The organism is Paraburkholderia sp. J8-2 (assembly GCF_905220195.1).
Classification (GTDB): Bacteria; Pseudomonadota; Gammaproteobacteria; order Burkholderiales; family Burkholderiaceae; genus Paraburkholderia.
The window spans coordinates 1-23,665 of sequence record NZ_CAJMZA010000015.1; the positions used below are offsets into that span (position 1 = coordinate 1).

20 protein-coding genes and 1 tRNA gene are annotated in these 23,665 nt (G+C 65.7%); 9 read left to right on the forward strand and 12 right to left on the reverse strand.

Annotation, left to right across the window (positions count from 1 at the left end):
• Window positions 1–1,725 (forward strand): ABC transporter permease subunit (locus U5A52_RS26740; protein WP_321936797.1); only part of this gene is annotated, 1,725 nt, incomplete at its 5' end.
• Between the two features lie 40 nt (window positions 1,726–1,765).
• Window positions 1,766–3,115 (forward strand): nitrate/sulfonate/bicarbonate ABC transporter ATP-binding protein, encoded by a 1,350-nt coding sequence (locus U5A52_RS26745; protein WP_321914778.1) that lies wholly within the window; start codon window positions 1,766–1,768, stop codon window positions 3,113–3,115.
• A gap of 83 nt (window positions 3,116–3,198) precedes the next feature.
• Here the strand turns inward: U5A52_RS26745 and U5A52_RS26750 are convergent, their stop codons facing one another.
• From U5A52_RS26750 to U5A52_RS26760, 3 genes are all read right to left on the reverse strand, one after another.
• Window positions 3,199–3,756 carry a hypothetical protein gene (locus tag U5A52_RS26750; protein WP_321936871.1) on the reverse strand — a complete coding sequence of 186 codons (558 nt, stop codon included), beginning with the start codon at window positions 3,754–3,756 and terminating at the stop codon, window positions 3,199–3,201.
• Window positions 3,757–3,761: 5 nt separating this feature from the next.
• A complete protein-coding gene (locus U5A52_RS26755) occupies window positions 3,762–4,274 on the reverse strand; it encodes a hypothetical protein (RefSeq protein WP_321914768.1) in 513 nt (170 codons plus the stop codon).
• A 352-nt stretch (window positions 4,275–4,626) separates the two neighbouring features.
• A complete protein-coding gene (locus U5A52_RS26760) occupies window positions 4,627–5,718 on the reverse strand; it encodes a sigma-54 dependent transcriptional regulator (protein ID WP_321914767.1) in 1,092 nt (363 codons plus the stop codon).
• A 464-nt stretch (window positions 5,719–6,182) separates the two neighbouring features.
• Here U5A52_RS26760 and U5A52_RS26765 point away from each other — a divergent pair, with 464 nt between their 5' ends.
• The 4 genes from U5A52_RS26765 to otsA all read left to right on the forward strand — a co-directional run bounded on the left by U5A52_RS26765 (window position 6,183) and on the right by otsA (window position 10,534).
• Entirely contained in the window at window positions 6,183–6,455 is a 273-nt protein-coding gene (locus tag U5A52_RS26765; protein ID WP_321936798.1) for a hypothetical protein, read from the forward strand.
• Between the two features lie 306 nt (window positions 6,456–6,761).
• Complete coding sequence (locus U5A52_RS26770; RefSeq protein WP_321914765.1) at window positions 6,762–8,147, forward strand: sigma-54 dependent transcriptional regulator; 1,386 nt, start codon at window positions 6,762–6,764, stop codon at window positions 8,145–8,147.
• 481 nt (window positions 8,148–8,628) lie between these two features.
• On the forward strand, window positions 8,629–8,850 hold the full coding sequence (locus U5A52_RS26775; RefSeq protein WP_321914764.1) for a hypothetical protein: 222 nt from the start codon (window positions 8,629–8,631) through the stop codon (window positions 8,848–8,850).
• Between the two features lie 223 nt (window positions 8,851–9,073).
• The gene (gene otsA, locus U5A52_RS26780) at window positions 9,074–10,534 is read left to right on the forward strand and encodes an alpha,alpha-trehalose-phosphate synthase (UDP-forming) (protein ID WP_321914763.1); all 1,461 of its coding nucleotides are present in this window, start codon (window positions 9,074–9,076) and stop codon (window positions 10,532–10,534) included.
• 135 nt (window positions 10,535–10,669) lie between these two features.
• On the opposite strand, the gene U5A52_RS26785 is transcribed toward otsA, so the two are convergent.
• The 9 genes from U5A52_RS26785 to U5A52_RS26825 form a co-directional block, all read right to left on the reverse strand.
• Window positions 10,670–11,266, reverse strand: coding sequence for a hypothetical protein (locus U5A52_RS26785; RefSeq protein ID WP_321914762.1), 597 nt, complete (start codon window positions 11,264–11,266; stop codon window positions 10,670–10,672).
• 110 nt (window positions 11,267–11,376) lie between these two features.
• Window positions 11,377–12,783 (reverse strand): MFS transporter, encoded by a 1,407-nt coding sequence (locus U5A52_RS26790; protein WP_321936799.1) that lies wholly within the window; start codon window positions 12,781–12,783, stop codon window positions 11,377–11,379.
• Window positions 12,784–12,854: 71 nt separating this feature from the next.
• Complete coding sequence (locus U5A52_RS26795) at window positions 12,855–13,358, reverse strand: YbhB/YbcL family Raf kinase inhibitor-like protein (RefSeq protein WP_321914760.1); 504 nt, start codon at window positions 13,356–13,358, stop codon at window positions 12,855–12,857.
• Between the two features lie 181 nt (window positions 13,359–13,539).
• A complete protein-coding gene (locus U5A52_RS26800) occupies window positions 13,540–13,989 on the reverse strand; it encodes a very short patch repair endonuclease (RefSeq protein WP_321914759.1) in 450 nt (149 codons plus the stop codon).
• A gap of 50 nt (window positions 13,990–14,039) precedes the next feature.
• Window positions 14,040–15,383, reverse strand: coding sequence for a DNA (cytosine-5-)-methyltransferase (gene dcm, locus U5A52_RS26805; RefSeq protein ID WP_321936800.1), 1,344 nt, complete (start codon window positions 15,381–15,383; stop codon window positions 14,040–14,042).
• Between the two features lie 138 nt (window positions 15,384–15,521).
• On the reverse strand, window positions 15,522–15,830 hold the full coding sequence (locus U5A52_RS26810) for a hypothetical protein (protein ID WP_415765518.1): 309 nt from the start codon (window positions 15,828–15,830) through the stop codon (window positions 15,522–15,524).
• A gap of 84 nt (window positions 15,831–15,914) precedes the next feature.
• A complete protein-coding gene (locus U5A52_RS26815) occupies window positions 15,915–16,187 on the reverse strand; it encodes a hypothetical protein (protein WP_321914756.1) in 273 nt (90 codons plus the stop codon).
• Window positions 16,188–16,287: 100 nt separating this feature from the next.
• Window positions 16,288–16,362, reverse strand: a tRNA-Arg gene (locus U5A52_RS26820).
• A gap of 234 nt (window positions 16,363–16,596) precedes the next feature.
• Entirely contained in the window at window positions 16,597–16,779 is a 183-nt protein-coding gene (locus U5A52_RS26825) for a rubredoxin (protein WP_158757294.1), read from the reverse strand.
• 240 nt (window positions 16,780–17,019) lie between these two features.
• On the opposite strand from U5A52_RS26825, the gene U5A52_RS26830 reads away from it, so the two are divergent.
• The 3 genes from U5A52_RS26830 (at window position 17,020) to parC (ending at window position 23,636) form a co-directional block, all read left to right on the forward strand.
• The gene (locus U5A52_RS26830; protein ID WP_321914755.1) at window positions 17,020–18,948 is read left to right on the forward strand and encodes an ATP-binding cassette domain-containing protein; all 1,929 of its coding nucleotides are present in this window, start codon (window positions 17,020–17,022) and stop codon (window positions 18,946–18,948) included.
• Between the two features lie 302 nt (window positions 18,949–19,250).
• Window positions 19,251–21,242, forward strand: coding sequence for a DNA topoisomerase IV subunit B (locus U5A52_RS26835; RefSeq protein WP_321936801.1), 1,992 nt, complete (start codon window positions 19,251–19,253; stop codon window positions 21,240–21,242).
• A gap of 78 nt (window positions 21,243–21,320) precedes the next feature.
• Complete coding sequence (gene parC / locus U5A52_RS26840; RefSeq protein WP_321936802.1) at window positions 21,321–23,636, forward strand: DNA topoisomerase IV subunit A; 2,316 nt, start codon at window positions 21,321–21,323, stop codon at window positions 23,634–23,636.
• Window positions 23,637–23,665 lie beyond the last annotated feature (29 nt).

Below are 23,665 nucleotides of genomic sequence, written 5' to 3' on the forward strand. Positions count from 1 at the left end.
TCGGCGTGGCGCGTGCTGCCGAACCGCTGGGACTTCGTGGCGTTCCCGCTGATGATCGGCCTGATCGCGATGGCGGCCGTGGGCTTTCACGAGACGATGGCGCCCATCGCCACGCTCAAGACCCAGGTCATCTCGCTCGACCCGGCCAACCTGCCCGAGTACGCCATGCGCACCACGCTGCGCATGCTCGCGGCGATGGTCGCCTCGCTCACCTTCACGCTCGTGTACGGCACGCTCGCGGCGAAGAGCCGCCGCGCGGGCCTGCTGCTCGTGCCGATTCTCGACATCCTGCAGTCGGTGCCGGTGCTCGGATACATCTCGTTCACGGTCACGTTTTTCCTCGCGCTCTTTCCCTCGCGCGTGCTCGGCGCCGAACTCGCGGCGATCTTCGCGATCTTCACGAGCCAGGCCTGGAACATGACGTTCAGTTTCTACCAGTCGCTGCGCACGGTGCCGCGTGATCTCGATGAAGTCTCACGCGGCTTTCACCTGACCGCGTGGCAGCGTTTCTGGAAGCTCGAAGTGCCGTTCTCGATGCCGGGCCTCATCTGGAACATGATGATGTCGATGTCGGGCGGCTGGTTCTTCGTGGTGGCTTCCGAAGCGATCACGGTGGGCAACAACACGATCACGCTGCCGGGCATCGGCGCGTATCTGGCCCAGGCGATCGCGGAAAAGAACCTGCACGCGGTGGGCTGGGTGATCCTCACGATGATCGTCGTGATCCTCGCGTACGACCAGTTCCTGTTCCGCCCGCTGGTGGCGTGGGCCGACAAGTTCCGCATGGAGAACACGAGCTCGGGCGATGCGCCGGAGTCGTGGCTGCTCGACCTCATTCGCCGCACGCACCTCATTCATCAACTGCTCGTGCCGCTCGGCTGGCTCTTCGCCAAGGCCGCGCGCATGCCGATCCAGCTGCCGTCGTTTCCGAACGTGACGTTCGCCGCGCCCGTGGCGCGCGGACGCGGCGGCTTGCGCGCTCGCATTGGCGACGCCGTGTGGGCCGTGCTCGTGATCGCGCTGACCGTGTTCGTGGTGTGGCGCGTGGCGGCGTATGTGCGCACGGGCGTGACGCTCGACGACGTGTGGCACGTGGTCGGTCTCGGCTTCATCACGCTCTTTCGCGTGCTGCTGCTGATCGCCATCGCCTCGGTGATCTGGGTGCCGCTCGGCGTGCTGATCGGCTTGCGCCCCGCGCTCGCCGAGAAGGTCCAGCCGCTCGCGCAGTTTCTCGCGGCGTTCCCGGCGAACCTTCTGTTTCCGGTGTTCGTGATCGTGATCGTGCGCTTTCACCTCAATCCTGACATCTGGCTGTCACCGCTCATCGTGCTCGGCACCCAGTGGTATATCCTGTTCAACGTAGTTGCAGGGGCCAGCGCCTATCCCAACGATTACAAGGAAGCCGCGAAGAACTTCCATATCCGCGGATGGCAATGGTGGCGCCAGGCCATGCTCCCGGGCATTTTCCCGTACTACATCACGGGCGCCATCACGGCCTCGGGCGGCGCGTGGAACGCGAGTATCGTCGCGGAGTTCGTGCAGTGGGGCGACACGAAGGTCGTCGCGCACGGCCTTGGCGCCTACATCGCGCAGACGACGGCGGCCGGCGACTACCCGAAGATCATTCTCGGCATTGCCGTGATGTCGCTCTTCGTCACGCTGTTCAACCGCCTCTTGTGGCGCCCGCTGTACACGTATGCCGAGTCCCGTCTGCGGCTCGACTGATCGACGACTGATCGAACAACGAATGATCGAAGGTAACGCGATGCAAAACCCCAAGACGCTGAGCGCCGCGCACGGCGATGTGCAGACGGCTCCGAATCCGCCGCGCCTCGGCGCAGAAATTCTGAACGTGAAGGACGTGTGCCGGGGCTTCAACAAGTCCCAGGGCGAACTGCTCGTGCTCGACGACGCCAACCTTCAGCTGCGCGAGGGCGAGATCGTCGGGCTGCTAGGGCGCTCGGGCTCGGGCAAGTCCACGTTGCTGCGCATTATCGCGGGCCTGATTTCGCCGACCTCCGGCGACGTCACCTGGCGCGGCAAGCCGCTCGAAGGGCCGGCCGAAGGCGTGGCGATGGTGTTCCAGACCTTCGCGCTGTTCCCGTGGCTCACCGTGCTGCAGAACGTGGAAGCGGGCCTCGAAGCGCAGGGCGTCGGCGCGCGCGAGCGCCGTGAACGGGCGCTGGCGGCCATCGACCTGATCGGTCTGGACGGCTTTGAAAACGCCTACCCGCGTGAGCTTTCGGGCGGCATGCGTCAGCGCGTGGGTTTCGCGCGCGCGCTCGTGGTCGATCCGATGCTGATGCTCATGGACGAGCCGTTCTCCGCGCTCGACGTGCTGACGGCCGAAACGCTGCGTACCGACCTGCTCGACCTGTGGACGCAAGGCCGCTTGCCGATCAAGTCGGTGCTGATCGTCACGCACAACATCGAGGAAGCGGTGTTCATGTGCGACCGCATTCTGGTGCTGTCGTCGAATCCGGGCCGCGTGGTGGCCGAGATCAAGGTGCCGTTCAAGCATCCGCGCAACCGCCTCGACCCGGTGTTCCGCAAGCTTGTGGACGACATCTACGCGAAGATGACCGCGCGTCAGACCGGCGAAACCACGAAGAAGGGGCTCGAACTCGGCAGCTGGCTGCCGCGCGTGTCGACCAACCTGATGGCCGGTCTGATCGAAACGCTCGCGGCCGCGCCGTACCACGGCCGCGCCGACATGCCGGAAATCGCGCGCTCGCTGCATCTGGAAGTGGACGACCTGTTCCCGATCGCGGAAGTGCTGCAGAACCTCGGTTTCGCCGACGTGCGCGAAGGCGACGTGCTGCTCACGCCACCCGCGCGCGTGTTCGCGGAATTCGGCACGCAGGAGCGCAAGATGATGTTCGCCGAGCATCTGTTGCGCCATGTGCCGCTCGCGGCGCGCATCAAGAAGGTGCTCAACGAACGCCCGGGCCATCGCGCGCCGCGCGTGCGTTTCGAGCAGGAGCTGGAGGACTTTCTCTCCGACGGCGCGGCGGAAGAGACGCTCGACACCGTGATCGACTGGGGCCGCTATGGCGAGATCTTCTCGTACAACGACCAGTCGGAAATCTTCAGTCTCGAAGACGTGGAGTCCTGAGCGCTGCGCAGGTCGCGAGCATAAAAAAACGGTCGCAAGGCGAGTTAGCCCTGCGACCGTTTTTCGTTTGCGGATAAAAACGGCTATTGCAGCGTGCCCCAGCGCTCCACCGCAGGTTCGGCCGTGGCCCACTTCCAGCCCGACTGGTCCTGACACGCGCTCGCGGTGAACCACTGCTCGGGCGAGTCGCCCTTGTCGCCGTCCTGCACCGAGAACACGAAGTCCTTGCAGAGCGTGAGCGCGTTGGAGAACGCGCGCGTTACGCGCACCTGGCCGTGGCCGTTCTCCACGGGCAGCTGGTGCTTGATGCGCCAGAGGTCCATGCCGCCCACGGGCAGGCGGCCGGCGGTTTCGGCGATCAATTCCTGCTGGTCTGCGTGCATGCTCTTCATGAAGCGGCCGACGGCTTCGTCGGTGGCCGCTTGCACGGCGATGCCCACGCCGATGCCCACGGCGGGATTCGCCGTGACGATGCCAGTGGCCGCTGCCGCTGCGGCGCCGCTCGCTGCGCCAATCGACGAGCAGCCGCTCGAGACGAGTGCGATGCCCGCGCAGAGCGTGGCCAGCGCGATGAGCTTCACGGGGCGAGACGTCGGCGAATCCGTTTCCACGTGGCGTACGCGACGCGCGCGCGCGTTCATGCCGTTCATTGCAGCGCACCCCAGCGGGCGGTGGCGGGTTCGGCCGAGGCCCACTTCCAGTTGTCGCCGTCGCGGCACACCGAAGCGACGAAGAAGGCGCTCGAAGCAGCCTTGTCCTTCGTGGCCTCGTGGTCGACGGAGAAGACGATTTCCTTGCAATCGAGCGCGCCGCTGCTGATCGTGCGGCTCACCGTGACGCGGCCATGCTCGTCGTCCTCGATCGGGAACGAGTGCACGATCGACCAGGGCGCGACCGCGCCGACGTCGAGCGGGCCCGCGGCCTTCGCAATGCTGTTCTGGGTGTTGGTGTGGACGACGCGCTCGGAGTACTGCACGCCGGCCTTGGCCGCGGCCACGGCGCCCAGGCCGATGCCAGTCGCGACGGCGGCGTTGCTCGTCACTTTCGAGGCGACCGCGGCGCCGGCAATGCCTGCGCCCGTTTGCGCGCCTTCGGAGTAGAGCGAACTGCAGGCCGAGCATGCGAGGCTCGCCACCGTGGCGAGCAGCGTGAGCGACATGACGCGTCGCCAGGGGGCGCGGGAGAGCGGGGGCACACCGGCAATCGTTCCCGCGACTGCCGCTGACATGGACGGCGCAACGCGCGCCCGGGCACTTCGTTCTTGCATGATGATTCCCTGCCGCTTGCCGGATAGCGTCACGTTGCGTGCACATCCAGCATGTTTTGCTTACTTAACGTGCTGCGGATTGTGCAACAGGCGATTGTTAACCGGGATAGGTAAAGTGCAAGAAATTGCAAAAGGGCGTGCGCGGCAGACCGATCTTTGATCGGCCTGCCGCTCGGCTTGAGCCCCGGCGCGCAACGATCGTGCCGCGAGAGCGGCGCAACGCGCGAGGCGTGGGGAAGGGCAATCAGGCTTCGTTCGTGTCCGGGTCGGCGCCCGCTTCGGCTTCGCCGTCGTCGGCGCCGTAGCTGCCTAGCCGGTTGTAGAGCGTCTTGAGGCTCACGCCGAGCGTGCGTGCCGCGAGACGTTTATCGCCGCCGCAATATTTGAGCGTGCCGAGAATGATCTGCTTTTGCGCATCGGCGAGCGGCGTGCCGATCCATACGCTCATCGCATCGCCCTGGGTGACGGGCTTCTTCACGCGCGGCACCAGTTGGGGGTGCGCGATCTCAACAACCTTTTCCGCAAGGATAAACGCGCGGTACACGGCGTTCTTCAGTTCGCGCACGTTGCCGGGCCACGACCAGTTGCGCACTGTCTCGAGCGCCCGCTTGCTGAAGGTCTTTTGCGTGCCTTCCTGGTCGTTCAGTTCGGTGAGGAAATGCTGCGCGAGCAGTTCGCGGTCGCGCTCGCGTTCGCGCAGCGGCGGGGCGCGCAAGGGAAACACCGCGAGCCGGTACATCAGGTCTTCGCGCAGGCAGTTTTCCTTCACGGCTGTGATTGGGTCGCGGTTGGTGGCGGCGATGATGCGCACGTCGCCGCGAATCGCTTCGTTGCCGCCCACCGGAAAGTACTCGCCGGTTTCGAGCGCGCGCAGCAGCTTCACCTGGTGCAGCAGCGACATTTCGGTGATTTCGTCGAGGAACAGCGTGCCGCCGCGCGCGTGTTCGAAGTGACCGTCGCGCGCTTGCACGGCGCCCGTGAAGCTGCCTTTTTCGTGGCCGAACAGTTCGGCCTCGATCAGTTCGTCGGGAATCGCACCGCAGTTGACCGCGATGAACGGGCCGTCGCGGCGTTCGCTGTTCGCGTGGATCGTGCGGGCGATCAGTTCCTTGCCCGTGCCCGATTCGCCGACGATGAGCGCCGTGGCCTCGGTCACGGCCACGCGTTCGATCTGCGCGTAAAGTTCCAGCATGACCGCCGACGAGCCGTACAGCAGACCGTACGACTGCAGTCCCGCGACGCGCGTGTCGGCGTCCGGTCCGGTGTTTCCTGGGTTTGCGCGGGTTCCACTGGTTCGTTTCGTGGCGGCGGGCGAGCCCGGCTCGATTGACGCCATAGGGATGTTCGTCCTGCAAAGGTAGTGCGGGGCGTTCGCTTCTGCGCGCATCTGCATGCTTTTGCGCGCATCGGGAACAGGCCCTGCGATCCGGGGCTGGCCGTCCAGGACAGGTGCGGAACTTGCCGCTCCGACGGCCGCGAGGTTTGCATCTCCGAGATTGGCTCGGGGGTTGCCCGGCTTTTGCTCGGCTTTTGCTCGTTAACGCGTAAACATTTAACCACTGCCGCGCCTGACAGGGCAATGGACCTGCCCAGGCATCCGCGAGCGAGGCGTGGCACGCATCCTGCTCCGGAACTTGCACAAGTGCGCGTCGTCTGCGTTGTAGGGGCGGCGCATTGGCCGCGCCCCCGGCGATGCCGCTTGAGCCAACTCGGAGTCAACTCGCGCGTCTTCCGTCTTTGACGAGGCGTATCTGGGAGAGCGATATGTCGAAGAACCGCAGCGGTTTGGTAGGAACCTTGGTGACCGTCGGTGCCCTTGGCGCCATGGCGGGCATGCTGGCCTGGCGTTTCTCGCAGCGTCACCGCCTGCAACGGCAAACTTTTTATCGCGACTTGAGCCGCTGGGAAGGCGAAGGCGGCTCGCTTGCGGATAGCGTGGGCAACGACGACCAGGCTCCGGAAATGGCGATGGCCGCAGGTGCTCCGGACTCGCCGGAACACGGTATGAAGGGCCGCGTGACCCATGGCGTGAACGGCTCGAACGGTATGCCGTGGCCGTTTCCGCATAGCTAGGCGGGCGGGGCCGGCGCCATGCGAGAGCCGTGCCCGCTTGTCTCGAATGTGTCTATAATGGTCATATCAACAACAATCGAGGTTCGGGCGGCCCACGGCTGACGGTATTGTTGCTCAGTTGTAGCAAAACCGCGAATTTCAGGCTTTTGCCGTCTGGGGCGTACGTCCGACCGTTTCGTACTCCACTGCAGCGCAATCACGTGCGTCGCGACTTCCGCCGCGCCGGGCAACCCTGCCTGGCGCGCTTGCGAAGGGCGCGGCGCTCGCGCTTTGGAGCCACTCACCTACCAGGGCTGACGAGACGCGATGCCACATGTATTGATTGTCGATGACGATGCGCAAACCCGCGAGGCGCTGGCGGCCGTGGTGAGCGAAGATGGGCTCACCACCGCGCAGGCAGGCGACCTGCGCGAGGCGCGCATCCAGCTCGTGCGGCAGACGCCGGACGTGGTCTTCACCGACCTGAAGCTGCCCGACGGCAGTGGCACCGACCTTTTCGAGGATCTCGACCCGCGCTCGGGCGTGGAGTTCGTGATCATCACCGGGCACGCGAGCGTCGAGACGGCGGTCGATGCGCTCAAGTCCGGCGCGATCGACTACCTGGTCAAGCCGATCAATCTCCAGCGCGTGAAGGCGATCCTGAACCGCCTGCCGCGCGCGGGCGACCTCAAGGCGGAAATCGGCACGCTGCGCGGCGAGTTGCGCCGCATGGGGCGCTTTGGCCTGATGCTCGGCAATTCGCCGGCCATGCAGGAGGTCTACGATCAGATCAGCCGTGTGGCGGTCACGCCCGCTTCGGTCATGCTGGTGGGCGAGTCGGGCACCGGCAAGGAAGTGGCCGCGCAGACCATCCACCAGTTGAGCCTGCGCCGCAAGCACGAATTCCTCGCCGTGAACTGCGGGGCGATCTCGCCGAACCTGATCGAGTCCGAAATGTTCGGTCACGAGCGCGGATCGTTCACGGGAGCGGACCGGCAGCACAAGGGCTATTTCGAGCGCGCGAACGGCGGCACGCTGTTCCTCGACGAAATCACCGAAATGCCGATCGAGCTGCAGGTGAAGCTGCTGCGCGTGCTCGAAACCGGCATGTTCATGCGCGTGGGCACGACCAAGGAAATCGAGACCGATGTGCGCCTGATCGCGGCGACCAACCGCGACCCGGAGCAGGCCGTGGCCGAAGGCAAGCTGCGTCTGGACCTGTATCACCGCCTGAATGTGTTTCCGATCAGCCTGCCGCCGCTGCGCGAGCGGGGCAAGGACGTCGAACTGCTCGCCCAGGCGTTCCTCGACGAACTGAACGAGCGCCACGGCACGAAAAAGCAGTTTCCGGCGGCTGTGCGCGACATGCTGGCGGCCTACCCGTGGCCCGGCAACGTGCGCGAGCTGAAGAACTACGTGCAGCGCGCGCACATCATGTCGGGCAACGAAGGCGACTTCACAGCCACGGTACCGTTGCAGATCTCGCTCTCGAAGCCGATTGCGGGCACCGCGGTCACGATTCCGTTCGGCACCTCGCTTGCCGACGCCGATCGGCAACTCATTCTCGCGACGCTCGAGCAGTGCGGCGGCGTGAAGACGCGCGCGGCGGAAATTCTCGGCATCAGCCTGAAGACGCTCTATAACCGTCTTGTGGAGTACGGCAACGAAAGCGCCGGCAAGGGCGATGCGCCGGCGCGCGTAGCGGGCGCCTGAGCAGCGCTCGCGTGTGCGCCCGCGCGGGCGCGCACGCACGGTACGACGCTTGCAGTGTGAGTTTCGCGTCCATCATGAGGAGCGAAAGATGCCGAGCTGCCAATCCAGTGATGCCGTTCGCGTGAAGCCCTGGCTCGCGCATACCCCGCAGCCCGACGAACCGCCGCCGGATCAGCCCGGCGAGCCCGACGTGCCGCCCATCGGCGATCCGCCAACGCAACCGGACGAAGCGCCGCATTCGGTGCATTCGGCACATTCATTCGACCCTTCGGTCTCCTTTCGAATTGATCGCTCGCCTGGCGCGTCGCGCGCAACGCCGGCCGCTGCTCGCTCGGCCTGCCGAGGTCATCGGACGACCCCGATGGCTTTTATGTATTAGTTACAAAAGCCCGACCATTTTTACCGGCGAATTCACGCGGCGAACCCTAGACTATAAAAAAACGCCACCACCGCGTGGCCGCCTGCCGCTGGAGGCATTGACATGAGACATCCTGCCTTGCGCCGCTCCGCACGTTACACGGGCAAGCGTGGCCCGCGCGATTCGCAAGAGAAAAGCAATCCTCCGCCGTCAGTCACGCCGGACCCCGCAGGCCAGAACCGCGCGGCGCCGGGCGTGCCGCCCGATGGCGAGCACAACCAAGGCGGGGCGCGGGCGGAGGGCATCGAGTACCAGCGCGATCTCGGCTCGGAGCAGGACGCCTGATTCGCTTCGAACCGCCGCTCGCCACGCGCTGTTTGCAGGCCGGTTTCCTGGCCTGATGAATCACCGGGGTATTGCGCACTTGCGTGCTTGCCGCGCGGATTTCGCTCGTCTGGTCAGCGGCAAGAAAAGGTTTTTGCTCCAGACCCTGCCGAACCGGCACGCGTCTTGCGTACATACCTGAAGCATCGTCTTCGGACCCAACGAAACAGGAGGTAGAGCCGCAATGGGCAGACTGATCGTGGTATCGAATCGCGTTGCGCCGACCCAGGAGGGCCGTCCCGCAGCGGGCGGGCTCGCAGTCGGCGTGTTGGACGCGCTCAAGGAAACCGGTGGTGTGTGGTTCGGGTGGAGTGGCGAAACGGTCGCCGAGCCGTCCGCACCGGTCATCGAGCAGCAGGGCAGCGTCACCTACGCGACGGTGGGTCTTACCCGGCGTGATTATGACCAGTACTACAAGGGCTTCTCGAACACGACGCTCTGGCCGACGTTCCATTACCGCAACGACCTCGCGCGCTACGAGCGCCAGGAGTACGGCGGCTACCTGCGCGTGAACGTCTCGCTTGCGCGTCAGTTGCAGCCGCTCATCGAGCCCGACGACATCATCTGGGTGCACGACTATCACCTGATTCCATTCGCGCGCTGCCTGCGCGACCTCGGGGTGAAGAACCCGATCGGCTTCTTCCTGCACATTCCGCTGCCGGTGCCTGAAGTCATGCGCTCGGTGCCGCCGCACGAAGAGCTCATGAAGTTCATGTGCCACTACGACGTGGTCGGCTTCCAGACCGACGCCGACCGCCAGGCCTTCCTCGACTACATCGAGCGCGGCGGCCATGGCACGGCGAGCGATGACGGCATGGTCCACGCGTGGGACCGTTTCCTGAAGGTCGGGGCGTACCCGATCGGCATCTATCCGGATGCCATCGCCAAGGCCTCCTCGCAGTTCGCCGACCGCAAGGCTGTGCGCAGCCTGCGAGAAGCCATGCGCGGGCGCAAGCTGATCATGAGCGTGGACCGGCTCGATTATTCCAAGGGGCTCGCCGAGCGCTTCCAGGCGTTCGAGCGCCTGCTGCAGAACGGGCCGGGCTGGCATGGCCGCGTCTCGCTCCTGCAGATTGCGCCGCCGACGCGCTCCGACGTGCAGACCTACCAGACGATCCGCCGCAATCTCGAAGGCGAGGCCGGGCGCATCAACGGGCGTTTCGCGCAGCTCGACTGGACGCCGATCCAGTACCTGAACCGCAAGTACGAGCGCAACCTGCTGATGGCGCTGTTCCGCGAGGCGCAGGTGGGCTATGTGGCGCCGCTGCGCGACGGCATGAATCTCGTGGCGAAGGAGTACGTGGCTTCGCAGAATCCCGACGATCCCGGTGTGCTGGTGCTTTCGCAGTTCGCGGGCGCGGCCGAGCAGATGCCGGGCGCGCTGGTCGTGAATCCGTATGACCTGAATCAGACGGCCGAGGCGCTGGAGCGCGCGCTCTCCATGCCGCACGCCGAGCGCGTGTCGCGCTACAACGACATGATGGCGTCGCTGCGCGAGAACAATCTATCGGTTTGGCGCGATACGTTCCTCGCCGACCTACGCAGCGTCGCGACGGCGGCTTCGGTCACGGCGAGAGCGCGTAATGCCGCGCCGGCCGGGAAAGCTCCCGCGCCCGAACAGGCGCAGCGCGCAGCGCGCGCGTAGCCATGCCGAGGCGGTGTGCGCGCCGCCTTCGAGTGTCTAACGTTCTCTCGACGCAAACGCAGTCACGCGGCGGCCTTCGGGCCGCCGCGTTTTTTTACGTCCGCCTCACAGGGTCATAGACGAGGCGGCGGGCGCTCAGATCCGCTGGCCGCCTGGCGCCGCGAACGGCATCGGCGCGCGGGTCGGATCGAAGTCGGCCCAGTGGCCGTCGTGCCATTGGCCCGAGGCGCACTCGATATCGACGGCGCCACCTTCGCGCAGCAACTGCGCGGCCAGATCCTGATTCTCGTAGCACACGTGCACGGAGAGCAGGACGCCGTCGATGCGCGTTTCGCGGTGCACCCGCTCATGGTGCGCCGACATCTGCTGCGCGGTGGCTTTCGCGCCCACGCTCGCGCCGATGCGCGCCCCGAGCCAGGCGCCCACGCCGGCGGCGATCACGACCGAGGGCAGCGCAGCCGAGAACGCGCTGAAGAGCACCACGCCCACCACGGCGCCCGCCACCGCGCCCGCAGTGATATTGCGCGTGTGATGCGGCGGCACGCCGACGGCCGTGGGCGGCGCGCCTGCGGCGGAGCGCGTGTCCGGCATCGCATGGCGCGCATGCTGGCCGCGTGGATTGACGAAGAACAGGTTGACGTCTTCTTCGAGGAAGCCGCCCGCGTACAGCTTTTCAGCTGCTGCTTCGGCAGCGGGGAAGGTCGTGAACCGACCGGCGACGATCAGTGACATGGGAAGCCCCCTTTGCCTGGTTCGGCAGGTTGACTCGCCGGGCGCGGCCGCGAATATGGCTCGCCCTAGACCCATGTTAGTGCCTGCGCGCGCGCAGGGTTAGGCCGTGCTTAGCCTGGTGTCTGCGCCGCGGCGCCCGGCATCAGGCGCAGCAGGCTCACCACCGCCGCGACGGCGGCGAAGGCCGTCGCCACGTAGAGTGCGACGGTCGGTCCGTGTTGCGGCGCAATGCCAAAGATGAGCGCGACGAGCGCCGCGCCAAGCGTCTGGCCGGTGAGGCGCGCGGTGCCGAGCATGCCGCTTGCGCCGCCGCTGCGCTCGCGCGGCGCGGAGGAGAGAATCTGCCGGTTATTGGGCGACTGGAACACGCCGAACCCCACGCCGCACAAGGCCATGCGCCAGCAGATGTCGAACACCGTCGGATGCGCGCCGAGCGTGGCGAGCGAGAGCAAGCCCAGCGCGAACAGCGCGAGGCCGATGCCGCCGAGCATGCCCGCCGGATAGCGGTCGGAGAGCGCGCCCGAAAGCGGCGCGGCGCCGATGATGACGAGTGGCCACGGCGTCATGAGAAGGCCTGTGTCGACCTGCGAGAAGCCGAGGGTTTCCTGCAGCATGAACGGCAGCGCGACAAACGCGAGCATTTGCGCGCAGAACGAACAGACCGAGGTGCTGATCGACAGCGCGAACACGGGGTTGGCGAGCAGGTCGACGGGCAAGAGCGGCGCGGGCTGCGTGAGCTGGCGGCGCACGAAGAACCAGCCGATCACGATCGCGAGCGCGAACTCGACCGCAACGAGGCGATTGCTCTCGCCGTGGCCGAGGCCGTCGACGGCAAAGATCAGGAGACCGAACACGATGGCATTGAGCACGGCGCTCAAATAGTCGTAGGGCGCGGGATGCCGCTCGTTCACGGGCAGCGCGCGCAGACCCAGTGCGAGCGCAGCGATGCCGATCGGCACGTTGATCGCGAAGAGCCAGGGCCATGTCGCGATGGCGAGCACGCCCGAGGCGAGCGTCGGTCCGACCGCCGAGGCGATCGCCACGACCATGGCATTGATGGCGACACCGCGGCCCAGTTGCGCGCGCGGATAGATCATGCGCACGAGCGCGGTGTTCACACTCATGATCCCCGCGCCGCCGAAGCCTTGCACCATGCGCGCGAACGCGAGTTGGGGCAGCGTGGTCGCCAGCGCGCAGCCGAGCGACGCGATGGTGAAAAGCACCATGCCGGCCAGGTACACGCGCTTGTAGCCGATGCGGTCGCCGAGCGAGGCGAGCGGCAAGAGCGAGATGGTCACCGATAGCTGATACGCGTTGACGATCCAGATCGAACTGGCCGCGCTCGCATGAAGGTGGCGCGCGATGGTCGGCAACGCGACATTGGCGATCGCGCCGTCGAGCACGGCGAGCGTGATGCCGAGCGCGACCACGAGGATCGCATAGTAACGCTGTGGGAAGGGCAGGCCGGATTCGATGTCGGCGGAGGACGGGGCGGAGCGTTCGGAAAGCGTGGGCATCGATGGGCAAGGCGGCGCGCGACGGTCGTGCGCCGCCGGCTGGCGGTTGTTTTGTGGTGTTGTCTGTCGGCTTATTTCAGCTCGTAGAGCCCGACGTAGGTGGTCGAGTCGACCTCGTTCAAGTGCGTCATGAAGCGCGCCACCGCGTTGGTCGTTTCCGGCGTGACGGGCAGTTGCGCCGCCTTGAGCGCGTGCACGCGGAAGATGTAGCGATGGGGCTTGTCGCCGCGCGGGGGCGCCGCGCCGCCGAAGCCCACCGTGCCGTAGTCGTTGCGCATCTGCACCGCGCCCTGCGGGAGCAGGCTGCCGTCGGGCTTGCCGGCGTTGCGGGCGAGCGAGCGCACGTCGGGCGCAATGTTTACCACGACCCAGTGCCAGAAGCCGCTGCCGGTTGGCGCGTCCGGATCGTAGACGGTGAGCGCGAAGCTTTGCGTGTCGGCGGGTGGATCGTCCCACTGCAGCGCGGGCGAGACGTTGTCGCCGTCGACACCGAAGGCCCGGTCGTCGAACTCCTGCGCCTTCGGCATGAAACCGTTGCTGGGAAAGTCATCGGACCAAAGTCGGAAATCAGCCATCGGTTGTCTCCTTCACTTCGCGTTGTGGGACGGCGGCGCTTGCGCGCGTGACGCGTCATTTGTGCGCAGCCGATCGATTGAGTTTAGCACTGCAGGCTGTTCAGCCAGGGCCAGCTTTGCAGCGTGACATGCACGGCGCATCGGCGGGATATCGTCGCGCTTGAGATTAGTCGAGCCGCGATCACGAGCGCGCCTCGAACCATGCGGACGACTCGTCTTCGAGCCACGCGGCAAGCCGCTCGACGACCGCCTGCGGATCGTGCTGCGCGCCACGTAACGCGCATTCCCAGATCACCGCCACACGCCAGCCTTGCGCGGCGAGCGCGGCGAGCGCTTTGGCGTCGTTCAGACGGTTGCGTGCGATCTTCTCGCGCCAGAACTCGGGGCGCGTTTGTGGCCACTTGAAAAGCGCGCAGTTGTGGCCGTGCCAGAAGCAGCCGTGGACGAACACCACAGCGCGCCGGCGCGGCAGCACGATGTCGGGCCGGCCCGGCAGGTCGCGCACGTTCAGGCGAAAGCGAAAGCCGCGCCGGTGCAGCAGACTGCGGATCAGCTTTTCGGGCTTCGTGTTGCGCCCGCGTATGCCGGACATCATCCGGCTGCGGGTCGCGGTATCGACGACGTCCACCATCGTCTGTCGCCTCGCTGCGGTGGGCTGCGGTTGGCCGTGGCGCGCGCCGGTCAGCGGCCTCCCGCCGTGGCGCTCGCCGGGGCGGCGCGCGTGGTGCGCGCGGCCTTGTTCGTACGCGTTGTGCGTGCAACGGCGGGAACCGGCAACGCGTGTGCAGGGAGCGCCTCCGGCTGCGCGGCCAGCACCGCATCGAGATGCGGCATCATCGTGCGCGCGACTTCGCGCATCACCGGCATCACCACGCTGTTGCCGAACTGGCGGTACGCCTGGGTGTCGCTCACCGGAATGCGGAAGGTGTCGGGCAAACCCATGAGCCGCGCGCACTCGCGCGGCGTGAGGCGGCGCGGGCGCAATCCTTCGCCTTGATAGACGAGGATTTCCGAGCCGTCCTTGTGATAGCGCGCCGAAAGCGTGCGCGTGACGCTGTCGGGAAATGCGAGGCCGAAGCCGAAGCCGTTGCCGGCCGCGCGGTGCTTCTCGGCGTATTGCTGCAGATAAGCCCAGAGCCCCGGCGTGAGCGTGTACTTCGGCTGCACGCGGCGCGCGCCGTGATCGAAGAAGCGCTCGCCGTCCCAGGGCAGCAGCGGCTCGCACCCGTCGATGCGATGCAGGATCGAGGCGAGCCGCGGGCCGTCTTCCGGCAGCGCGAGCGCGTCCCACGAAAACGGCGTTGGCTCGCGAAAACCGACGATGATGATGCGCTCGCGATGCTGCGGCGTGAAATGGCGTCCATCGATCACGCGGTAGTGCACGTCATAGCCGAGTTCGTCGCGCAGCACCTGGAGGATCACGTCGAAGGTGCGGCCGCGGTCGTGCGAGACGAGGTTCTTCACGTTCTCGAGCAGAAATGCGGCGGGCCGTTTCTCGGCGATGATGCGCGCGACGTCGAAGAACAGGGTGCCCTGCGTGGTGCAGGCAAAGCCGTGCGGACGGCCAAGCGCGTTCTTCTTGCTCACCCCCGCGATCGAGAACGGCTGGCAGGGAAAGCCCGCGAGCAGGACGTCGTGATCGGGCACGTCGGCGGCGTCCACGGCCGTGATGTCGCCGATGAACGGATGGTCTTCGCCGTAGTTTTCCAGGTAGGTCTTGCGCGAAAACGGATTCCATTCGCTCGTGAAAACGCACTCGCCGCCGTGCGCTTCGAAACCCTTGCGGATGCCGCCGATGCCGGCGAACAGGTCGATGAAGCGAAAGCGCGCCGCACTGCCGCTCGCGTGAGCGCCGCTGTGCAGCAGCTCGCGCAGGGCGGCTTCGAGCATCGCGGGGCAGGGCGTTTCGCCCTTTTCCCAACGTCGCACGGTCTTCACGTCGCGGCCGACGTGTGTGGCGATTTGCTGTTGGGTGAAACGCTTGCGTGCCTGCTGGAGCAGGTCTCTCGGTTCGGCCGTGTGCACGGAGTCCTCGTTAGGGTATTTTTGCGGACATTATGACCGATGGTCGACCCGCGGCACCAGGAATTCCCGATGCGCGTGCACAGATGCGCGCCGCGCAGGCGAAAGCCTGCTCGTGCGTGCGTCGAATTCAGGGAAAAGTCAGGAGTGTTGCGGGGCGGCGTTCGCCTGCTTCGGGAGCGCCGCGGAGGCCGAGGCGACGTTCAGCTCGTGCAGGTCGAGGATCAGCAGCAGGCTGTCGATTTCGCACAGCTGCCCCTTGTTCACATGACCGGTGTCGAGCAGGCGGTGCAGCCGCTGGCGCCAGTAGTTCGCGGGGAGAATCGGCCCACCGAAGTCGCCGGCGAGCGACAAGGGCATCACGCGACGAATGTGCGTGATATCCTGGTCGATAAGGTTCGACATCATATAACCAGCGGGAAGGGGACGCGGGGTGTCCATGAAGGCCATTACGGCACTATTTTTTTCTTCTTTAGGGAAAATATCTCAGTACTTACCCTGAATTCGCCGGTTATCCGCGGTTCGCTTTGCCGTTTATTCGGCAGCCGGCGGCGTCGCGCCTTGCACCTGAGCCGCGCTTTCGAAGAAACGCCGCGTCGCTTCGAACGCGTTCAGCATCTGCTCGGGCCACGGTGTTTGCAGCATCACGGCCTGATGGTTTTCGAACGCCGCGCCCAACTGGCGCGCGAGTTCAGGCGAATTGAGATGGCGCAGCAGCACGCTCACGGCGATGGCGGTGGCCTGACTGGCTCCTGCCGTCTGCAGTTCGGAGGCAGTGAGGGCGGCGACTTGCTTGTTGATGTCCATGGAAAACCTGCTGGGGATAGAGGGGCGCGAATGCGAGAAAGAGAAGGGATGGGGCGCGCGAACCGGTTGCGGTCTTCGCGGCCCGACATGCTCGGGTAGGTGGTCCCCCTGGCAGGAATCGAACCTGCATCTAGCGCTTAGGAGGCACTTGTTCTATCCATTGAACTACAGGGAGCGCGGTCGAGCATGGCTCCGTTCGATCGCCATGTTTCCCAAGTGACCCGTCATGGCGCGGAGCGGCGCGCGAAGCGGTCCGGCCTTGCGGGCCCGAGCCATATCGCGGCGTAGGGCCAAGAGTATAGCAAACGTGTTCGGGCGCGAAAATGACGCCACTTAGCCCCAGCGCCGCATTTTGGGTCTCGCGTCGATCGCTCCCCGCGAGCCGCCGCAGCAGGGCAAGTCGTCGCGATCAGAACTCGACGACGGCGAATTCCGGCTTGCCCACGTCGCACAGCGGGCAGCGCCAGTCGTCAGGAATGTCGTCAAAGCGCGTGCCGGCGGCGATCCCCTCGTCGGGCAGACCTTCTTCTTCGTTGTAGATCCAGCCGCAAATCAGGCAGACCCAGCTCTTGTACTCGATTACTTCACTCACAGCGTGTCCTTCGTTCAGTCGATTCGATGCATCACCCGTCATGCGGCCCTTTATCTAATGCTGGGCGGAGCGGGCAACCCGCGATAGTACAGGAAAACGGATCGCGTGCCGCTGCGCTAAAGGGTCGCTGTATTCCGCGACCTGCGCGGCCCGACCTACGCGGCCCGACCTGCGCGGCCCGACCTACGCGGCCCGGTACAATGCCCGCTTCAGGTCCAACGCACGCATCGCTTTCCATCCATGTCGCTTTACACCATCACAGGCGCGCAACTGGCTTTCGGCCACGTCGCGCTGCTCGATCACGCGGACTTTTCGCTCGAAGCCGGCGAGCGCGTCGGGCTGATCGGCCGCAACGGCGCGGGCAAGTCGTCGCTGCTGACCATCGTCGCCGATCTCGCGAAGCCCGACGACGGCCTCGTCACGCGCCAGCAGGATCTCTCGACCGTCTACGTGCCGCAGGAGCCCGACTTCGACGCCGACGCCACGGTGTTCGACACCGTCGCCTCGGGCCTCGCCGACGTGCGTGCGCTGCTCGACGAATACGACACCGTCGCGCACCGGCTCGCAGACACGCCCGAAGGCGCGGAACACGACGCGCTGCTCGCGCGCATGAACACGCTGCAGTCGTCGCTCGATCACGCCGACGCCTGGAGCTGGCGCACGCGTGTATCCACGACGCTCGCGCAGATCGGCCTGGAAGGCGAAGCGCGCGTGGGCGCGCTCTCGGGCGGTATGCAAAAGCGCGTGGCGCTTGCGCGCGCGCTCGTCGTGCAGCCCGACATCCTGCTGCTCGACGAACCGACCAACCACCTCGACTTCGACGGCATCCGCTGGCTCGAAGAATTGCTCGTGGCGCAGCGCTCGAGCCTCTTGTTCATCACCCACGATCGCGCGTTTCTCGACCGCGTGGCGACACGTATCGTTGAACTCGATCGCGGCAAGCTGCTTTCGTATCCGGGCAACTTCACGCAGTACCAGGAGCGCAAGGCGCAGCAGCTCGAAGTCGAGCGCGTGGAGAACGAGAAGTTCGACAAACTGCTCGCGCAGGAAGAAGTGTGGATCCGCAAGGGCGTGGAAGCGCGCCGCACGCGCAGCGTGGGCCGCATCGCGCGCCTCGTGCAGATGCGCCATGAGCGCGAGGAACGCCGCAACGTGCAGGGCAACGTGAAGCTCGACGTCGCACAAGGCGAGAAGTCCGGCAAGATCGTCGCGGAACTCACGGATGTGACGAAGCGCTATGGCGGCCGCACGATCGTCGACAACTTCTCGTCGACGGTCATGCGCGGCGACAAGATCGGCTTCGTCGGTCCGAACGGTGCGGGCAAGACCACGCTGCTGAAGCTGATCCTCGGCGAGCTGAAGCCCGACGTTGGCACGGTGCGCGTGGGGACGAATCTGCAGGTCGCGTACTTCGACCAGATGCGCGCGCAGCTCGACATGGAAAAGAGTCTCGCCGATACGATCAGCCCCGGCAGCGACTGGGTCGAGATCAACGGCGCGAAGAAGCACGTGATGAGCTATCTGGGCGACTTCCTGTTTGCACCCGAACGCGCGCGTTCGCCCGTGAAGTCGCTTTCGGGCGGCGAGCGCAACCGTCTGCTGCTCGCGCGTTTGTTCGCGCGGCCGGCGAACGTGCTGGTGCTCGACGAACCGACCAACGATCTCGACATCCCCACGCTCGAGCTGCTCGAAGAACTGCTGACCGACTACGACGGCACCGTGCTGCTCGTGAGCCACGACCGCGCGTTCCTCGACAACGTGGTGACTTCGGTGATCGCGTCCGAGGGCGAGGGGCGCTGGCGCGAGTACGTGGGCGGCTTCACGGACTGGCAGACGCAGAGCGCACGCGCGCAGGAAATTGCCGAGGCGCGCGCGCCGAAGGAAGCGGCTGCAGCGGTGGCCGCGCCCAAGGACAGCGCGGCGGGACGCAATGCCCAGCGCAGCGTGAAGCTTTCGTTCAAGGAGCAGCGCGAACTCGAAGAACTGCCCAAGCGTATCGAGGCGCTCGAAACGGAGCAGAAGACCATCGGCGCGAAGATCGAGGACGGGTCGATCTTCGCGAAGGACGCGCAGGAGGGCGCTCGCCTCACCGAGCGCTACGCGCAGATCGACGAGGAATTGCTCGTGGCGCTGGAGCGGTGGGAAGAGTTGGAGAGCAAGCGCAAGTGAATGCGAGAGAGAGCGGCCTGATGAAGGCCGCTTTTTTTTACGGCGCATGAGGACGACGTACTCATCCGGTCGGCCAGCCAACCCTCGCGCAAATTGCCGTGCGAGCCCAAATCAGTACAATACCTCGCGAATTCGAACAACTGAGCGAACCACCTCGCCGCCGCGAGCGCATCTGCCACCGCGGCGCGCAGCCGGTTCACCTCGTTGTTTCGTATCGGTTTTTTTGAACGCTCAACGCGTTTTCCCCGCAGATGTCCACAGGACCTGTGGACAAGCGCGCGGACAACCCCCTGTGGATCACCATGTCAACGAAGAAGTCCAACGCTGGAAACACTGGCTATAGCGAAGCGTCGATCAAGGTGCTCAAGGGCCTCGAGCCCGTCCGGCAGCGGCCGGGCATGTATACGCGCACCGAGAATCCGCTGCACATCGTCCAGGAAGTCATCGACAACGCCTCGGACGAAGCGCTCGGCGGCTACGGCCGTCGCATCACCGTCACGCTGCATGCCGACCATTCCGTCTCCGTCGAGGACGACGGCCGCGGCATTCCGTTCGGCCTGCACCCCGACGAAAAAGTCCCGGTCGTCGAGATCGTCTTCACGCGACTGCACGCGGGCGGCAAATTCGACAAGGCCGCCGGCGGCGCCTATACCTTTTCGGGCGGCCTGCACGGCGTGGGCGTCTCGGTCACCAATGCGCTCTCCACGCGTCTGGACGTCACTGTCTGGCGCGACGGCAAGGTCGCCGAAATCGGCTTCTCGGACGGCAACGTCACGCGCCCGCTCACCACGCGCAACGCCGCGCGCGACGAAAAGAAAACCGGCACGCGCGTGACCGCGTGGGCCGATCCCAAGTATTTCGATTCGCCCAATCTGCCGCTCGGCGAGCTGCAACGTCTGTTGCGCTCGAAGGCCGTGCTGCTGCCGGGCGTCGAAGTCGAACTGATCGTCGAGAAGACCGGTGAGCGCCAAAGCTGGAAGTACGAAGACGGCCTGCGCGGCTACCTGCTCGAAGGCATGGGCGGCGCCGACTTGCTGATCCCGCTCTTCGAAGGCGAGCGCTACGCCGACGCGCGCACCACCGACGACACCTTCGCCGAAGGCGAGGGCGCAGCGTGGGTCGTGGCGTGGAGCGAGGAAGGCTCGCTCACGCGCGAGTCGTACGTGAACCTGATTCCGACGCCCGCGGGCGGCACGCATGAAAGCGGTCTGCGCGATGGTCTCTTTCAGGCCGTGAAGAGTTTCGTCGAGTTGCACAATCTTCAGCCCAAAGGCGTGAAGCTCCTGCCCGAAGACGTCTTTGCGCGCGTCTCGTTCGTGCTCTCGGCCAAGGTGCTCGACCCGCAGTTCCAGGGGCAGATCAAGGAGCGCCTGAACAGCCGCGACGCCGTGAAGCTCGTTTCGTCGTTCTCGCGTCCGGCTCTGGAGCTTTGGCTCAACCAGCACGTCGAGCACGGCAAGAAACTCGCCGATCTCGTCATCAAGCAGGCACAGGCGCGCACGCGCGCGGGCCAGAAGGTCGAGAAGCGCAAGAGCTCGGGCGTGGCCGTGCTGCCGGGCAAGCTCACCGACTGCGAATCGACCGATATCGCGCGCAACGAACTCTTCCTCGTTGAGGGCGATTCCGCTGGCGGCTCCGCGAAGATGGGGCGCGACAAGGAATACCAGGCCATCCTGCCGCTGCGCGGCAAGGTGCTCAACACGTGGGAGACCGAGCGCGACCGGCTCTTCGCGAACAACGAAGTGCACGATATTTCGGTGGCGATCGGCGTCGATCCGCACAGCCCCGACGAGACCGTCGATCTGTCGAACCTGCGCTACGGCAAGATCTGCATTCTTTCCGATGCCGACGTGGATGGCTCGCACATCCAGGTGCTGCTGCTCACGCTCTTCTTCAAGCATTTCCCGCAGCTGATCGAGCGCGGCCACGTGTGCGTGGCGCGCCCGCCGCTGTTCCGCGTGGATGCGCCAGCGCGTGGCAAGAAGCCTGCGCAGAAGCTCTATGCGCTCGACGAAGGCGAACTCGAAGCAATTCTCGACAAGCTGCGCAAGGACGGCGTGCGCGACACGCAATGGACCATCAGCCGCTTCAAGGGCCTTGGCGAAATGAGCGCCGAGCAGCTCTGGGACACGACGATGAATCCCGACACGCGGCGCCTCTCGCCCATCGCGCTCGGCGACCTCGACTACGAGGCTACCGTTGCGCGCATGACGATGCTGATGGGCAAGGGCGAAGCCGCCTCGCGCCGCTCGTGGCTCGAAGAGAAGGGCAACGAAGTCGAAGCGGACATCTAAGCGGATAACTGAGCAGATAACTGAGCAGATAACCAGGCACACGTCTGAACGCGTACACGATTACGGATTGATTGAAACATGGACGATCTCTTTGCTGAAGTGACGGACGCCCCGAACGGCGACACGCTCACGCTCGGCCACTACGCGGAACGCGCCTATCTCGACTACGCGGTGAGCGTGGTGAAGGGCCGCGCGCTGCCCGACGTCTGCGACGGCCAGAAGCCGGTGCAGCGGCGCATTCTCTTCGCGATGAACGAAATGGGGCTCGGCGACAACGCCAAGCCCGTGAAGTCGGCGCGCGTGGTGGGCGACGTGCTCGGTAAGTACCATCCGCACGGCGACCAGTCGGCCTACGACGCGCTCGTGCGTCTGGCGCAGGACTTCTCGATGCGCTATCCGCTCATCGACGGCCAGGGCAATTTCGGCTCGCGCGACGGCGACGGCGCGGCGGCCATGCGCTACACCGAAGCGCGCTTGACGCCCATCGCCAAGCTGCTGCTCGACGAAATCGACATGGGCACCGTCGATTTCATGCCGAACTACGACGGCTCGTTCCAGGAGCCGAAGACGCTGCCCGCGCGCCTGCCCATGCTGCTGCTCAACGGCGCGTCGGGTATCGCGGTGGGCCTCGCGACCGAAATTCCCTCGCATAATCTGCGCGAAGTCGCGTCGGCAGCCGTCGCGATGATCCGGAATCCGAAGCTCTCGCATGCGGAGATCATGGAGAAGCTGCCGGGGCCCGATTTCCCGGGCGGCGGCCAGATCATTTCGAGCGACGCCGAAATCGCGGCGGCCTATGAGTCGGGGCGCGGCAGCCTCAAGGTGCGCGCGCGCTGGAAGATCGAGGAACTTGCGCGCGGCCAGTGGCAACTGGTCGTGACCGAGCTGCCGCCGAACACCTCGGGCCAGAAGGTGCTCGAAGAGATCGAGGAGCTGACGAACCCGAAGCTCAAGCTCGGCAAGAAGACGCTCACGCCCGAGCAGTTGCAGAGCAAGCAGACCATGCTCGCGCTGCTCGACGCCGTGCGCGACGAGTCGGGCAAGGACGCGCCCGTGCGCCTCGTGTTCGAGCCGAAGACGAGCAAGATCGACCAGTCGGAGTTCGTCAATTCGCTGCTCGCGAACACGAGCCTCGAATCGAACGCGTCGCTGAACCTCGTCATGATCGGCGCCGATGGCCGTCCGCGTCAGAAGGGCATCAGCGAGATTCTGGGCGAGTGGATCGGTTTCCGCTTCGCGACGGTCACGCGCCGCACGCAACACCGCCTGACCAAGGTCGACGACCGCATCCATATCCTCGAAGGTCGGATGATCGTCTTCCTCAATATCGACGAAGTCATCCGCATCATCCGCGAGTCGGACGAGCCCAAGAGCGCGCTGATGAGCGCGTTCGGGCTGTCCGAGCGCCAGGCCGAGGACATTCTTGAAATCCGTCTGCGCCAGTTGGCGCGGCTCGAGAAGATCAAGATCGAGAAGGAACTCGCGGAACTGCGCGAAGAGAAGGCGAAGCTCGAAGAGCTGCTCGCGAACGACGCGTCGATGAAGCGGCTCATCGTGAAGGAAATCGAAAGCGATGCGAAGCAGTACGGCGACGATCGCCGCACGCTGATCCAGCAGGAAAAGCGCGCGAGCTTCGAAGCGCGCGTGGTGGACGAGCCGGTCACGGTCGTCGTCTCGCAGAAGGGCTGGGTGCGTGCGCTCAAGGGCCACGGGCTCGATACGCAAGGCTTCACGTTCAAGGCCGGCGACGGTCTGTATGCGGCGTTCCAGTGCCGCACGCCCGACACGCTCATCGCGTGGGGCAGCAATGGCCGCGTGTATTCGGTGTCGATTGCGAACCTGCCGGGCGGGCGTGGCGACGGCGTGCCGGTCACGTCGCTCATCGAACTCGAAGCGGGCACGCATCTGCTGCATTACTTCGCGGCGAATGCGGAACAGCCATTGCTGCTGGCGTCGAGCAACGGCTTCGGCTTCATCGCGAAGATCGGCGACATGGTGAGCCGCGTGAAGGCGGGCAAGGCGTTCATGACGATCGACGAGGGCTGCGTGCCGCTCGCGCCGATGCCGATGCTGCCGGGCGCGCTGCAGGTGGCGTGTCTTTCGTCGGGCGGCCGTTTGCTGGTGTTCGGCCTCGACGAGATGAAGACGCTTTCTGGCGGCGGCCGCGGCGTCACGCTCATGCAACTCGACGACAACGAGAAGCTCGTGCAGGCGCTCGCGATCAACGCGGCGGGCGTCGTGCTCGTGGGCACGGGCCGTGGCGGCAAGGCGGGCGAGGACCTGATGGTGGGGGCCGTGCTGGCTCCGCAGATCGGCAAGCGCGCACGCAAGGGCCGCGCGCCGGACTCGAAGCTCAAGGTCGTGACGGGCATGCGTCCGGTGTTGCCGCAGTAAAAGTACTGCAGTAAGCGTACATATCCGGC

What these genes read in the sequence shown, in the direction of transcription:
- U5A52_RS26745 (WP_321914778.1), top strand. Translation starts at nt 1,766, where the DNA reads ATGCAAAACCCCAAGACGCTGAGCGCCGCGCACGGCGATGTGCAGACG.
- U5A52_RS26750 (WP_321936871.1), bottom strand. Translation starts at nt 3,756, where the DNA reads ATGAACGCGCGCGCGCGTCGCGTACGCCACGTGGAAACGGATTCGCCG.
- U5A52_RS26755 (WP_321914768.1), bottom strand. Translation starts at nt 4,274, where the DNA reads ATGTCGCTCACGCTGCTCGCCACGGTGGCGAGCCTCGCATGCTCGGCC.
- U5A52_RS26760 (WP_321914767.1), bottom strand. Translation starts at nt 5,718, where the DNA reads ATGGCGTCAATCGAGCCGGGCTCGCCCGCCGCCACGAAACGAACCAGT.
- U5A52_RS26770 (WP_321914765.1), top strand. Translation starts at nt 6,762, where the DNA reads ATGCCACATGTATTGATTGTCGATGACGATGCGCAAACCCGCGAGGCG.
- U5A52_RS26775 (WP_321914764.1), top strand. Translation starts at nt 8,629, where the DNA reads ATGAGACATCCTGCCTTGCGCCGCTCCGCACGTTACACGGGCAAGCGT.
- otsA (WP_321914763.1), top strand. Translation starts at nt 9,074, where the DNA reads ATGGGCAGACTGATCGTGGTATCGAATCGCGTTGCGCCGACCCAGGAG.
- U5A52_RS26785 (WP_321914762.1), bottom strand. Translation starts at nt 11,266, where the DNA reads ATGTCACTGATCGTCGCCGGTCGGTTCACGACCTTCCCCGCTGCCGAA.
- U5A52_RS26790 (WP_321936799.1), bottom strand. Translation starts at nt 12,783, where the DNA reads ATGCCCACGCTTTCCGAACGCTCCGCCCCGTCCTCCGCCGACATCGAA.
- U5A52_RS26795 (WP_321914760.1), bottom strand. Translation starts at nt 13,358, where the DNA reads ATGGCTGATTTCCGACTTTGGTCCGATGACTTTCCCAGCAACGGTTTC.
- U5A52_RS26800 (WP_321914759.1), bottom strand. Translation starts at nt 13,989, where the DNA reads ATGGTGGACGTCGTCGATACCGCGACCCGCAGCCGGATGATGTCCGGC.
- U5A52_RS26810 (WP_415765518.1), bottom strand. Translation starts at nt 15,830, where the DNA reads ATGGCCTTCATGGACACCCCGCGTCCCCTTCCCGCTGGTTATATGATG.
- U5A52_RS26815 (WP_321914756.1), bottom strand. Translation starts at nt 16,187, where the DNA reads ATGGACATCAACAAGCAAGTCGCCGCCCTCACTGCCTCCGAACTGCAG.
- U5A52_RS26830 (WP_321914755.1), top strand. Translation starts at nt 17,020, where the DNA reads ATGTCGCTTTACACCATCACAGGCGCGCAACTGGCTTTCGGCCACGTC.
- U5A52_RS26835 (WP_321936801.1), top strand. Translation starts at nt 19,251, where the DNA reads ATGTCAACGAAGAAGTCCAACGCTGGAAACACTGGCTATAGCGAAGCG.
- parC (WP_321936802.1), top strand. Translation starts at nt 21,321, where the DNA reads ATGGACGATCTCTTTGCTGAAGTGACGGACGCCCCGAACGGCGACACG.